This window comes from Rhodospirillaceae bacterium (assembly GCA_018662005.1).
In the GTDB taxonomy this organism is placed as follows: domain Bacteria; phylum Pseudomonadota; class Alphaproteobacteria; order Rhodospirillales; family JABHCV01; genus JACNJU01.
In genome coordinates this window covers 1-12,992 of sequence record JABJHA010000040.1, presented here as the reverse complement: position 1 = coordinate 12,992, position 12,992 = coordinate 1, and the positions used below count along the sequence as shown (strand labels likewise).

The following is a 12,992-nucleotide window of genomic DNA, read 5'->3' as shown; positions in this document are numbered from 1 at the left end:
GGCTATTAGCGGACATTGGTCTTGGCGACGGTTTTGGTCCGCTTTACCCCCGAAAGCGGACATACAATTAAAAAAATCTACACTCAATTTCCACACGATTTACACATGATTGCCGAAATCAGAAATTAAAAAACTAGGAAAAACAAACGCTTACAAGAGTCATGTAAACGTAAAAACAGGGAGTTAGCAAAAGCTAACTCCCTGTTTTTATTGCGTTTATTGAGCTTCTAATTATCGTATTTTTAACGTTTCGAGAACTGGAAGCTACGGCGGGCTTTGGCGCGGCCGTATTTTTTACGTTCAACGACACGACTGTCACGGGTCAGGAAGCCGGCCTTCTTCAAAACCGGGCGCAGGGCCGGTTCAAAATTGGTCAGCGCCTTGGAAAGACCATGGCGCACGGCGCCGGCCTGTCCGGACAGGCCACCACCGGTAACCGTGGCGGTGATATCGTACTGGCCTTCGCGACCGGCAACAGTGAACGCCTGATTGATGATCATGCGCAGAACCGGACGGGCGAAATAGGTTTCAACTTCACGACCATTGACGGTGATCTTGCCGGGTCCCGGTTTAATCCAGACACGGGCAATGGCGTTTTTACGCTTGCCGGTGGCATAGGCGCGGCCCTGGGCGTCGATCTTGGGTTCAGCGGGGACAGCTGAAACAGCTTCAATATCGCCGGCAACGACGGCGGCTTCGGCATTGCCTTCCATCACGTCCTTCAGGTCTTCAAGGGTTTTAACGTCTTCGGCCATGATCTAGGCACTCCTCGTATTCTTCGGGTTCATCGCGGCGACGTCGAGAACTTCAGGGTTCTGGGCGCCGTGAGGATGGTCGGGGCTGGCATAGACATGCAGTTTGCGCATCTGCTGACGACCCAGCGGATTGCGGCTGATCATGCGCTCGACAGCCTTGATGACAACCCGCTCCGGGTGCTCGCCATCAAGAATTTGACCAGCGGTACGGCTTTTAATGCCGCCGGGATGGCCGGTGTGCCAGAAGTACTCTTTGTCGGTGCGTTTGCGACCGGTGAGCTGCACTTTATCGGCGTTGATAATGATAATGTTATCGCCACAATCCATGGACGGCGTATACATCGGTTTATGCTTGCCACGCAGACGCATGGAAACAATGCTGGCCAGACGGCCAAGGACAAGGCCTTCGGCGTCAATAATGCACCATTTGCGTTCGATATCCGAAAGCTTGGCGGAATAGGTATTCATCATACACCCGTTAAATCATTTGAAATTAAACTGACGGACAGGGAGCGTCCCCGTCGCGCGAAGGACGGGTTTTAGGCCAATGATGTTTCCATGTCAACGCAATACTGGCGAAATTATTCAATAATTTCCTAGCGTTACTAACACGGTATTATATTACCCTGAAAAAGGGTATAATCCTGATTTTTCAGGACACATCGTCGGTTTGTTGCAACTCCTCGGCCAATTCCTCGAAACTGGCCTGAACCTCTTGAGCGTCAACTTCAGCGGCGGCCTCGATTTCTTCCAGATCCACATCCGGATTAAAAGAAGCACTCATCGGTGTTGGCGCCATGATAACGAAATCACCCTGATCTTCCTGGGCCATGGCGTCACGACGGGTCGAACGCCAGAGCCCGTACACGGCGACAATTCCCAGGGACATGGCAATACAATAATAAAATGCAACCGGACCAAAGTAATCCATAGCGAAGGCGGTGATCGGCGAGCCTAAAGTCGCCCCAAGCCCACTGACCAGTACCAGGGTGCCACTGGCCGCGACCATTTGCGGCGGGGTCAGGTAATCATTGGTGTGGGCGGCGCACAGGGAATAAAGCGGCGTCGACATCGCACCCAGGGCTGCGGCAAGCAGATAAAGATGCCAGCCACTTATTGTCCCTTGAGCAGCGAACAGGGAGACCACAACCCCGCCAGTGCAGACCCCGATAATGGCGCGACGACGCCCGTAGCGATCAGACATTTTTCCCAGCGGCAACTGAACGACAGCGCCGCCGACAACAATCGCACCCATGAAAAATGAAATTTCCTGCACGGTCATTCCGATCTGAGTCCCATAAACGGCGCCAAGGCCAAATATCGTTCCCATAGATACACTGCTCACCAGCATACCGATGACGCCCAGCGGCGAAACCCGGAAAAGCTGGGCGATGCTGACGGACTCTGTGGTTTCAAAATCCGGCGCCGAGCTGACAGTAACCAGAATAGGGACAACGGCGAGGCCAACCAGCACCGATATCAGGACAAACAGTTCAAACCCGGACGGTGGGGCCATGTTGAGCAAGAACTGGCCACCGGCCATGCCACCCAGTAAAACCACCATGTAGAAACTGAGCAACTGGCCACGGGTCTCGTTTTCCGAGGCATCATTGAGCCAGCTTTCGGTAACCACATAAAGCCCGGCGTAGGAAAAACCGGTGACAACCCGCATCACCCACCAGGCCCAGGGATCAATGATCACGATGTGAATAAGAACAGCGGTCGAGGCTAGCGAAGCCAAGGCCCCAAACATGCGGATATGACCAACCCGCCCGACCATTTTTGGAACCGACACCGAACCCAAAATCAAACCGATAAAATAACCGGACATCATCAGCCCAGTGGCCGAAAGCCCAAAGCCCTCGATCGAGGCCCTGACACCCAGCAATGATCCCAACAAGCCGTTGCCGAGCATAATCAAGCCCATACCAAACAACAGCGCCCAGCTATTGGAGATGACCTTTAACATTATCGTGTGCCCTTAAATACGATTCTAATTTGCGCTTATGCACGAAAAATATTGGCTCTGCAATCACGCAATTCACACCTCCAACCTGGACCGGATAAGTCTTTGAAAAACAGTTCTATTGGCCCTGGAATTTAGCTAGGATCATCCTGGATAAAAAGGAACCTGTGGCAATGTCAGTCTTTCAAACAAAGCAAAATCAAACCGGTGATAATCGGCTTAAAGATGCGCTCGGCGATGTCAGCGAACGCTTTATTACCGCCAACCCCGAAAGTCACGCTGCCTGGAGGAAAGCCCATGAGGTCATGCCCGGCGGCAACACCCGCACGGTCCTGCATTATAATCCCTTCCCGCTGACCATGGCGGGGGGCGAAGGCGCGTATCTGCATGATCTGGACGGACACCGCTATACGGATTTCCTTGGCGAATATTCAGCCGGGCTTTACGGACACTCCAACCCGCTTATCCTGAGCGCCATCAAGGACGCCATCGACGAAGGCATGGTGCTGGGCGCGCCGAACCGCTGGGAAACCAAACTGGCCGCCATCATCTGCCAGCGCTTTGCTTCCATTGACCAGGTTCGCTTCACCAATTCGGGAACCGAATCCAACCTGATGGCGCTTGGTGCGGCGCGCGCCTTCACCGGTCGTGACAAGGTGATGGTCTTCGATGGTGCTTACCATGGCGGCGTTCTGTACTTTGCCCACGGCGGCTCGCCGGTCAACGCACCCTTTCAATTCGTTTACGCTCCCTACAACGACGCTCCGGGAATGATCAAAGCGATTTCAGAGAATGCCGGCGATCTGGCCGCCGTCATTATCGAGCCGATGATGGGGGCCGGTGGATGCCTGCCCGCCGACCCGGCATTCCTTGAAGCCCTTCGCAGCGAAACCGAACGCCACGGCATTGTCCTGATCTTTGACGAAGTGATGACATCCCGCTCGGCTGCCGGAGGACTTCAACAACATCTGGGCATTGCGCCTGATATCACGACGCTTGGAAAATACGTCGGTGGCGGCGCCAGCTTCGGCGCCTTTGGCGGACGTGCCGATATCATGGGCCAGTTCGATCCCACATCAGCAAACTCGATCGGTCACGCCGGGACATTTAATAACAACGTTATGTCCATGGCTGGCGGATACACAGGTCTTAGCGAAGTCTTTACGCCACAGGCAGCCGATGACCTGTTCAGGCGCGGTGAAGACTTCCGGGCCCGTCTGAACGCGCTGATCAGAGAGCGTAATCTGGCCATGCAGTATTCCGGCGTCGGATCCATTATGGGCCTTCACACCGTTGGCCACCCGATCAGGACACCCGCCGACACCACGGGTGAAGTCCCGGAAAAAGCGACACTGCTGCATCTGGAAATGATGTTGCGCGGTTTTGTCTACGCCCAGCGCGGCTACATGACCCTGTCACTGGCCATGGCCGATGAAGACCTGGACAATTTTGTCACCGCCTTCGATGAGGTGCTGTCCATCCATGCGGACTTGCTAGCTTAATCAAAACTAACTGTGGCGATAGCGCGATTGGTTTTTTTGGCCCCCCAGACGACAGGTTTGGAAGGATTCTTGTTGGCGTCAATAATCTTTGTCCCCTGCCCAACCTTGGTCAACTCGACCCGGCCGGTTCTTGTTTCCACATAAACACCCTTGCCGTCCAGAAGGGCTACTTCAAACTCACCATCAAGCGAGCCGCCCCAGAAAGTGGTGCCACGAATGCCAATGGTCGCAACTTCGGTGGCGACGACAAAACGACCTTCGGCTCCGGCAATTTTCCCGCTGACCGCCTTGAAAGCGCCCTGCATCAGGCGGAATGAAGCAAGCGGTTCAGCGCCAGTCGCAATATAATCGGTAACAACGAAAATGGTTTTTTCGCCCAACGTCATCACCGCGTCATCAAGCATACGCATTTCCACACGCGCCCCAGGACCTGTCGAGATGACATCACCGCGAAGGATTTTGTCCCCCACCTTAAGAACGCGGGGCAAGGCATCCTGCATGGCGACAGCCGTACCCTGCAGGCGCTCAACAATGCCGGCGACATCTTCCTCCTGGGCATTCAAGGGTAATGGGGCCAAAACAATGACCACCAGAAACATTCTGCAAGATGCTAAAAATGACGTCATTATTTATACCCCTTACAGGCAAATGGTCATTTAGCTCCGTTTTTCAAGTGGTGGTATGGAATATGTCCCCGTTGAGTGGGCAACCGGTTCTTCATCATTAACCGAAAACAGGGTTACCTGAATGACCGCAAGCCGCTTGCCCAGTTTGATAATTTTACCCTCAGCCGTAATATCACCGGGAACGGGTTTACGCAGAAAATTAATATTGAAATTGGTCGTTACCGCCAGCGCCACAGGCCCGATCATCGACAGCACGACAGCGTACATGGCAGCATCGGCCAGCATCATCATGGAAGGCCCGGAAATTGTCCCGCCGGGACGCAGCATACTGCCATCATAGGGCAACACCATGGTCGCCTCGCCATGTTGTATTTCTTCCAGTCGCAAACCGGCATCGACAGCAAACGGCATTTCATCGGCCAAAAGTTTGTTGAATTCCTCAATCGTCATCTTCGGCATCGTGATCATTCATCCTTTTCACGTGAGCGGCCAACAAAGGCTAGTTGACGTTTACGTTAGCGTCAATTATCCCTTGTCTTGAACGCCCCGAAAGCGGCAAAATTCTGTTACAATACTTTCTGGAGCCCTGCACATCATGACCGCTCAACCTCAACAGCAAGCAGACGCCGCGCTGATCTTACGTAACGACTTAGGGGGCGTTGCAACCCTGACCCTGAACCGGCCCGATCAGCGCAATGCCCTGTCCGTCGATTTGATGAGCGCCATTGAAGCCGAACTCGCCACCATTGCCACTGACGAAACGGTTCGCGCCGTGGTCATCGCCGCAAACGGTCCGGCCTTCTGCGCCGGTCATGACATGAAGGAAATGCGGGCCAATCCTGATGAGAAATATTATCTGGATCTGTTCGAGCAATGTTCGCGCATGATGCTGGCGATCAACCGCCTTCCACAACCGGTGATCGCCCGTATCCACGCCCTGGCGACAGCCGCCGGATGCCAACTGGTTGCCACTTGCGATCTGGCTGTGGCAGGGCATTCGGCGTGGTTTGCCACCCCTGGCGTACACATCGGCCTGTTTTGCTCGACCCCCATGGTCGCGCTCAGCCGCAACGTCGGGCGTAAACAGGCCATGGAAATGCTGCTCACCGGCGACAGGGTTGAAGCTGAACAAGCCGAACGCTGGGGCCTGATCAACAAGGCCGTTGATGATGACAAACTTGATCAGACAATTGCCGACATCACCGCCAAGCTGGTCACAAAATCACCCTTAACCCTGGCCATTGGCAAGGAAGCCTTCTACGCCCAGATCGATATGGATGTAGAAGCCGCCTATGCCTACGCCAGCCAGACCATGACCCGCAACATGCTGGCCCGTGACGCCGAGGAAGGCATCGACGCCTTTCTGGAAAAACGTCAGCCAACTTGGCAAGGTCGCTGATGTACAGTGATGACTTGCTGAGGAATATCCTGAAAAATGTCCGTACCATCGCCATGGTTGGGGCATCGCCAAAATGGGTCCGGCCATCGAACTTCGCTATGAAATATCTGCAGGGAAAAGGCTACCGGGTGATCCCGGTCAATCCCGGCCACGCCGGTAAGGAAATTCTCGGCGAGACCGTTTATGCCAGCCTCGGTGATATTCCGGAGCGCTTTGAAATGGTCGATATCTTTCGCACATCCGATGCCGCCGGGCCAATTGTCGATGAAGCCATTGGTATTTCCGAAACCAAAGGGATATCGGTGATCTGGATGCAGTTAGGTGTTATCAACGAAGACGCTGGCAAAAGAGCAGAAGCGGCAGGTCTCAACGTTATAATGGATCGCTGTCCCAAGATCGAATATGCGCGGCTGTTTGGCGAACTGGGTTGGGCTGGTATCAATACGGGCATCATATCGTCCAAGCGTCCGAAATTGAGGGCCTGAAGTATTATGACCGGAAACAAAAAATCTCCTCCCGAAGCCGGATTTGAAACCCGCGCCATCCACGCCGGTGCCCACCCGGACCCGGCCACCGGTGCACGCAACACACCGATTTTCCAAACCACATCTTATGTTTTTGATGATGCCGATCACGCCGCCGACTTATTTAATTTGCAAACCTTCGGCTTTATTTATTCGCGCCTGACCAACCCGACAGTGGCAGTGCTTGAGGAACGACTTGCCAATTTGGAAGGTGGCCGCGCCGCTGTTTGCGCCGCAAGCGGCCACGCTGCGCAGTTTCTTACCTTCTTCACCCTGCTCGGCCCCGGTGATGAATTTGTCGCTTCACGGAATCTGTACGGTGGATCAATTACCCAGTTTGGTATCAGCTTCGAGAAACTGGGCTGGAAATGCCATTTCGTTGACCCCACGGACCCGGAAAACTTCGCCGCCGCCATCACCCCCAAAACCAAGGCGATTTTTCTTGAGGTGCTGGCCAATCCGGGCGGTATCGTCGTTGATCTTGAGGCCGTCGCCGCCATAGCCAAAGACGCTGGCATCCCGCTTATCGTCGATAATACCATGGCAACCCCCTACCTGTGCCGCCCCTTTGAATGGGGTGCGGACATCATCGTCCATTCAACCACCAAGTTTTTGGGCGGGCACGGCAATTCACTGGGCGGGGCAGTCATCGAGTCCGGTAAATTCGACTGGGGCCAGAACGACAAGTTCCCCTCCATGACTGAACCCGAACCCGCCTACCACGGCCTGACCTTCTATGAGACCTTTGGCGATTTTGGCTTCACCATGAAGGCGCGGGCCGTCGCCTTGCGGGATTTTGGTCCGGCACTGTCGCCTACGAATGCTTTTAACACCATCACCGGCATTGAAACCCTGCCCTTGCGCATGGATCGCCATGTCGCCAATGCCCAGGACGTGGCCTCGTTTCTTGAAACCCACCCGGCCGTGGACTGGGTTTCTTACGCCGGATTGAAATCGAGCCCGTGTCACGACCTGGCCAGGAAATACTTGCCCAAGGGCGCGGGTTCCGTCTTCACCATTGGCCTTAAGGGCGGTTATGACGCCGGTGTGAAACTTGTCGAAGGGGTCGAGATGATTTCCCATCTGGCCAACATCGGCGATACCCGCTCGTTGATCCTGCACCCGGCTTCAACCACCCACCGGCAACTTTCAGAAGAGCAGCGCGTCGCCGCCGGTGCCGGCCCCGAAGTGGTGCGGCTTTCGATCGGCCTTGAAACCGCTGACGATATTAAAAACGATCTTGATCAAGGATTAGGTAAGATTTAGCAGGGCATATTAGTGTCGTCATGACACAGCCGCTTAAAATTCGGGTCTACGACGTTATCGAAGCTTCCGTTCGCAGTGACTGGAAGGGGCGCTGGTTTGATATTTTTATGATGGTGTTGATCATTACCAACGTCATCGCCGTGATTATCGAAACCATACCGGGACTCCCCCTCAAGTACCTGTCTTTCCTTGAAACCTTCGATACCATATCGGTGATGATATTCTCGGTCGAATATGTCACCCGCATCTGGGTGTGCACGGAAAATCATGAAGAAGGCTTCGAGCACCCGATTAAGGGGCGTCTCAAGCACATGTTGACGCCGCTGGCCCTGATTGACCTGATCGCCATTGCGCCGTTCTATCTGGCCATGTTCGTCACCTTCGACTTCCGTTTCGTACGTATTTTCCGGATGCTGCGGCTGCTTAAACTGACCCGTTATTCACCAGCCATTGAAACCTTTGCCGCCGTGCTCAAAAGCCAGCGACGTCCCCTTGGCGCCGCCCTTCTGGTGATGATGATGTTGTTGATCTTCGCCTCATCGGTGGTCTTCATGTTTGAGCGCGAGGCCCAAACCGATGCCTTCGCCTCAATCCCCCACGCCATGTGGTGGGGACTTGCGACTCTGACAACGGTCGGTTACGGGGACGTAACGCCTATCACCGCTGGCGGCAAAATCTTTGGTGCCTTCATCATGGTGATGGGGATTGCCATGTTCGCCCTTCCCGCTGGTATCCTGACATCGGGCTTCACCCGCGAAATCAAGAAACGGGACTTCGTCGTCACCTGGCAACTGGTTGCCGGTGTGCCACTATTTAGCAAACTTGACGCCTTGAGGATTTCAGAAATTGCCGGGCTGCTTCACCCCAAACTGGTGCCAGCCCGTTACGCCGTCGTCAAACGCGGCGAGTATGCGGATTCCATGTATTTCATTGTGACCGGCGAAGTTGATGTTGATGTCCACCCTGAGCATCGCATGTTAAGCAACGGAGAATTCTTTGGCGAGATCGCTCTACTGAAGGATTGCGCCCGTACCGCCACCGTCATGACACGCACCGAATGTCAGTTGTTATACCTTGACGCCCACGACTTTCACCGCTTGCTCGACGCCACTCCGGAATTACGCGCTCCCATCGAAGAGGCCATGGAGCAACGCCTGGCGGAATTGGAAAGCCTGGGCGAAACCCACTAGTCAGTATATCTGGATACTTCGATCAGATTGCCGTCGGGATCGCGAAAATAAACCGACAATATCGGCCCGGTTGCGCCTGTGCGCTGGACGGGTCCCTCCTCTGGCGTAACCCCCATATCCTGAAGATGCGCCATGACCTGCTTAATGGGTTCATCAACGATCAGACATAAATCTGCGGAACCGGGTTTCGGGTCGGCGGCTTTTGGCTCGAACTCAGAACCTGCCAGATGCAGGTTGATTTTCTGCTCGCCAAACTTCAATGCACGACGCTCAATGCCACCGGAGGAAAAGCGCACATCCTCCATACCCAGGACCCGGCAATAGAAATCACTGGTGACGTCAAGATCGGCAACGGTCAGGACAAGATGATCGAGGCTCAGGATTTTCATTATTCTGCCGCCGCGGTTGCCGCGCGCGAGCGCTCGTTGGGTAGCAGTAAGGCGGCCATGGCGGCAACGACAGCAACACAGGCAAGGACGACAAACAACCAGTAAAAGCCCCCTGTATAATCATAAAGCTTGCCTTCCAGCAAAACCCCCAGGCCGCTAACCCCGAAAGTCAGGATAAATTTCAGGCCAAAAGCCAGCCCCCGCCACTTGCTTGGCGCATAACGGGCAACCAGCGAGTTTTCCGCTGGTAAAGCGCCGGAATTGACCGACACCATGATCATCGCAACAACCAGCAGCGAGGTTCCGCCCAAACTGCCCGCCAGGGCCAGGAAAGGCACCTGCAACATAAAGGCCGTTATGTAGACATACTTTAAGGGATATTTGTCGGCCATCTTTCCGGCCGTAATCTGCATGGCGCCCGCAGCAAAATAAACCATGGCGACAAGTACTGAAATCCCGAAGACGCCACCGCTGGTCAGGTCAGTCAGCCTTTCAGAAAAAACTTTCGGCAGGGCTGGTTGCGTCGCCTGATAGATAAGGCCGGTGCACATCATGGTTACACTCAGAACTACGAAGGCGCGAACCATGTCCTGGCGAGATGCCGGGGCATCGACCTTTCGATCAACCCGGGATTCGTTAATCGCCCCACGGGCAACCAGCCAATAAAAAAGGACACCTGTCACGACAAGCAACAGACCCGGCACGAAAAAGGCGGCTCGCCAGCTGAACCATTCAATCAGCACACCGGCTGAAAGGGCAGCCACGGCCGGACCGATACTTCCAAAAATGCCATTGATCCCCAACGCCATGCCACGGTTGGCCGCATGGCGAACCAGCCAGGCCATTCCGACCGGGTGATAAATCGATGCAAACAATCCAGTCAGGGCCAGCGTCAGGCCAATATGTAATGGTGTGGAGACCGTCCCGGTCAAAATCATGCCGGTTCCCGTGCCCAGGAAAAACAGGCTCATCATGCCGGTTGAGCTCCACTTGTCGCCCAGCCACCCGGCCAGGGGTGCAGCCAGCCCGTAAAGAACGTTTCCAGCGACAATCAAGGTAATGACATCGCCATGGCTGAGTGTCAGCTCTTTCTCCAAAGACAGGGCGACGACGTAGAAAATTGGCGCGAACAGGTGCGAATAGGAATGCCCGATGCAGGAAAATCCAAGCGACAGCCGTGCTGACCGGTCTTCTGGGTGTTCTGCCATATGTTATCGTTTATGAAAAAATCTAGTCAGTTCTCGGGCGACCAAGAAACTTCCAGGCAAGTGGCATCAAGGCTGCGGCGAGAGCCAGTTTGGTCAGGTCCCCCAAAACAAACGGAAACAGTCCCCACTCCAAAATCGGTTTGTCCCAACCGAACAACGTTCCCAGCCACAACAGTCCCGGGAGATAAATCAGAACATTACCGACAAGCATGGCCAAGGCCGTCCGCAAAACGTTTTTGTCCCAACCACGCTCGGCAAGCCAGCCGGCGCTTGCGGCAGCCAGAATGTAGCCAACCAGATAACCACCTGTACCGCCCATCATGTAGGCAAAGCCGATGCCTTTTTCAGGGGTTCCGGCAAAAACCGGAAGCCCCATGGCGCCTTCAGCCAGATACAGCAAAACCGTCGCCGCACCCAGACGCCAGCCGTAAGCCATGCCAATGGCGAGAACGGCTAACGTCCCCATGGTCATGGGGACAGGAAAGAAAGGCACCTGAATTTTTGCAGAAAGCCAGATCAACAAAGAGCCCGCAACAGCCAATATGGTTCCACGAAAAGCCCGTGCAAGCGCCGTCATTTCCGTAGATGCGGGCCAAACCCTGTCCGCCAGTGTCGCCGTCTTGGTTGTTGAAGTCTGTTCGCTTGTTAGCATCGTTTGCTCTCCTGTGATTGACGTCCCTAAATACCCCATTGGGCGAGGTTTCGCAAAGCCCATTTGCGGTAGAGCCGATCACGCTTAATAAATCGATCTAGGAAAGCCGTTGATAGCGATTATCCAGGATCAATTCCTTGGATGGCCCGCTGATGTTCCAGTTTGATAGCCACAGATCACCAGAAACAACCTGAAACCGGCCACGGTACGTATCAGGGTCGCACAGATGTTCGACTTCGCAATAACCCGATGACAAGTCGAGTTCATGAAAGACCCGACCATCGGCAAAATGCACCTGCGCCCTGTAGGCTTCGGAAAACCTGAATTCATAGACCCGGTGCACCGTTTCCCGGTAATCGCCAAACTGTAACTCGCCTTCTTCCCAATACTTCAAAGCGGGCTCGCCTTGCCCGTCGGTTTGTCTGGTGATGGCAATTTTCCCGCTCATGACACCGGGTGTATTCAGGCGCAGGTCATTGATTGTCCGCGATAACTGCCACCTCCCTTCAAGAAAGGCGAACAAATCACTGACAGGCAGGGCGTCATCACCGGAAAGTTGTTCCATAAAAACCACTTAAACAGAAATGTTGCTGTGCAGTTCCTCTATCAGGCGCGCATACTCGGTGACATGCACCTGACGACCCGAAGACTGGGCGAGACCATCCTCTTTCAATTCATGGAAGGCGCGCGATACGCTTTCGGGCCTGGCACCGATCATCGAAGCCATATCCTGCCGGGTTAACGGCAGTTCCAGAATCAAGGTGCCGTCAGTGGAAAAACGCCCACATTTATCACGCAGCAAAATCAACAGATGGACCAGCCGCACACGAACGCTCAGGGCGGCGACTTCAAAAAATCGTGATTCCACTTCTCCCAGTGCTTTGGCCGTGCGTTCAAGAAAGCGCAGGCCCAAATCAGGGTTTTTTGAGATCAATTCCCAGGTTGTTTTGGCATCAACAAAGCAAACCCGGGAGTCCTTGGTCACTTCGGCGCTGGCCCTGTGATTTTCCTTGGCCAGCAAGGGCCGGTAGCCAAGACTGTCACCGGGATAACCCAGACGAATAACGGCGGTGCGACCGTCGCTGTCCATTTTGCGAACGGCGATCATGCCGCTTTCAATGATATAAAGCCCCTTGCAGGGATCATCCTGCATAAAGACGGTTTCACCAGCCTTGTAGGAACGGCAAATGACCGCGGCATTGAAAAGGTCAATCTGGTCGCCGTTTAAGGTGCGCCATTCGGAATCTTCTTCGACCTTGCATTTAAGCTCGACGGGCACGCTGGTTTTGTCTCCACCTTTTTTCGGCATCAACGAAAGTTCCCTTCGCTCGCACACAAGACGGAATGAAAGAATCCCCCTCGACCGCGCACACCCTATCACAGTAAGAGCATTCGACCAGCACCGCAGATCGAAAATGGGATTATTTCGGATTTTAAGAAGTTGGCGTCCCCAACGGGATTCGAATCCGCTAATTGGCGTATCTGCTTGTTTGGGTTAGTGCGGCAAGGCCATGT

The 12,992-nt window shown here is 54.3% G+C and carries 13 protein-coding genes and 1 pseudogene; 4 read left to right on the top strand and 10 right to left on the bottom strand.

All coding sequences use genetic code 11. From position 1 onward, the window contains the following. Positions 1 to 242 precede the first annotated feature (242 nt). From rpsI to HOL66_15580, 3 genes are all read right to left on the bottom strand, one after another. Positions 243 to 755: a 30S ribosomal protein S9 gene (gene rpsI / locus HOL66_15590; protein MBT5245660.1), complete on the bottom strand. Its 513-nt coding sequence runs from the start codon at positions 753 to 755 to the stop codon at positions 243 to 245. Positions 756 to 758: 3 nt separating this feature from the next. Beyond that, positions 759 to 1,223: a 50S ribosomal protein L13 gene (gene rplM, locus HOL66_15585; protein MBT5245659.1), complete on the bottom strand. Its 465-nt coding sequence runs from the start codon at positions 1,221 to 1,223 to the stop codon at positions 759 to 761. 184 nt (positions 1,224 to 1,407) lie between these two features. Next, entirely contained in the window at positions 1,408 to 2,724 is a 1,317-nt protein-coding gene (locus HOL66_15580; GenBank protein ID MBT5245658.1) for an MFS transporter, read from the bottom strand. A gap of 170 nt (positions 2,725 to 2,894) precedes the next feature. Between HOL66_15580 and HOL66_15575 the strand changes: the two genes are divergently transcribed. Continuing rightward, positions 2,895 to 4,223, top strand: a complete 1,329-nt coding sequence (locus HOL66_15575) for an aminotransferase class III-fold pyridoxal phosphate-dependent enzyme (GenBank protein MBT5245657.1) — start codon at positions 2,895 to 2,897, stop codon at positions 4,221 to 4,223. On the opposite strand, the gene HOL66_15570 is transcribed toward HOL66_15575, so the two are convergent. Beyond that, complete coding sequence (locus HOL66_15570) at positions 4,220 to 4,849, bottom strand: FecR domain-containing protein (GenBank protein ID MBT5245656.1); 630 nt, start codon at positions 4,847 to 4,849, stop codon at positions 4,220 to 4,222. The genes HOL66_15575 and HOL66_15570 overlap by 4 nt on opposite strands. Positions 4,850 to 4,879: 30 nt before the next feature. Continuing rightward, positions 4,880 to 5,299 carry a PaaI family thioesterase gene (locus HOL66_15565; protein MBT5245655.1) on the bottom strand — a complete coding sequence of 140 codons (420 nt, stop codon included), beginning with the start codon at positions 5,297 to 5,299 and terminating at the stop codon, positions 4,880 to 4,882. A gap of 145 nt (positions 5,300 to 5,444) precedes the next feature. Between HOL66_15565 and HOL66_15560 the strand changes: the two genes are divergently transcribed. From HOL66_15560 to HOL66_15550, 3 genes and pseudogenes are all read left to right on the top strand, one after another. After that, on the top strand, positions 5,445 to 6,248 hold the full coding sequence (locus HOL66_15560; protein MBT5245654.1) for an enoyl-CoA hydratase: 804 nt from the start codon (positions 5,445 to 5,447) through the stop codon (positions 6,246 to 6,248). Further along, positions 6,233 to 8,038: pseudogene (locus tag HOL66_15555) on the top strand (O-acetylhomoserine aminocarboxypropyltransferase). Before HOL66_15560 ends, HOL66_15555 begins: the two are co-directional and overlap by 16 nt. Before the next feature lie 20 nt (positions 8,039 to 8,058). Beyond that, positions 8,059 to 9,228 (top strand): cyclic nucleotide-binding domain-containing protein, encoded by a 1,170-nt coding sequence (locus HOL66_15550; protein ID MBT5245653.1) that lies wholly within the window; start codon positions 8,059 to 8,061, stop codon positions 9,226 to 9,228. Here the strand turns inward: HOL66_15550 and HOL66_15545 are convergent. The 5 genes from HOL66_15545 to HOL66_15525 form a co-directional block, all read right to left on the bottom strand. Beyond that, positions 9,225 to 9,617 carry a VOC family protein gene (locus tag HOL66_15545; protein MBT5245652.1) on the bottom strand — a complete coding sequence of 131 codons (393 nt, stop codon included), beginning with the start codon at positions 9,615 to 9,617 and terminating at the stop codon, positions 9,225 to 9,227. The two genes, HOL66_15550 and HOL66_15545, sit on opposite strands and share 4 nt — an antisense overlap. Then, the gene (locus tag HOL66_15540; GenBank protein ID MBT5245651.1) at positions 9,617 to 10,825 is read right to left on the bottom strand and encodes an MFS transporter; all 1,209 of its coding nucleotides are present in this window, start codon (positions 10,823 to 10,825) and stop codon (positions 9,617 to 9,619) included. Before HOL66_15540 ends, HOL66_15545 begins: the two co-directional genes overlap by 1 nt. Positions 10,826 to 10,847: 22 nt before the next feature. Further along, positions 10,848 to 11,402, bottom strand: a complete 555-nt coding sequence (locus tag HOL66_15535; GenBank protein MBT5245650.1) for a biotin transporter BioY — start codon at positions 11,400 to 11,402, stop codon at positions 10,848 to 10,850. Positions 11,403 to 11,574: 172 nt separating this feature from the next. Continuing rightward, positions 11,575 to 12,042: a hypothetical protein gene (locus HOL66_15530; GenBank protein ID MBT5245649.1), complete on the bottom strand. Its 468-nt coding sequence runs from the start codon at positions 12,040 to 12,042 to the stop codon at positions 11,575 to 11,577. A gap of 9 nt (positions 12,043 to 12,051) precedes the next feature. Further along, complete coding sequence (locus tag HOL66_15525; GenBank protein MBT5245648.1) at positions 12,052 to 12,786, bottom strand: Crp/Fnr family transcriptional regulator; 735 nt, start codon at positions 12,784 to 12,786, stop codon at positions 12,052 to 12,054. Positions 12,787 to 12,992: the final 206 nt, after the last annotated feature.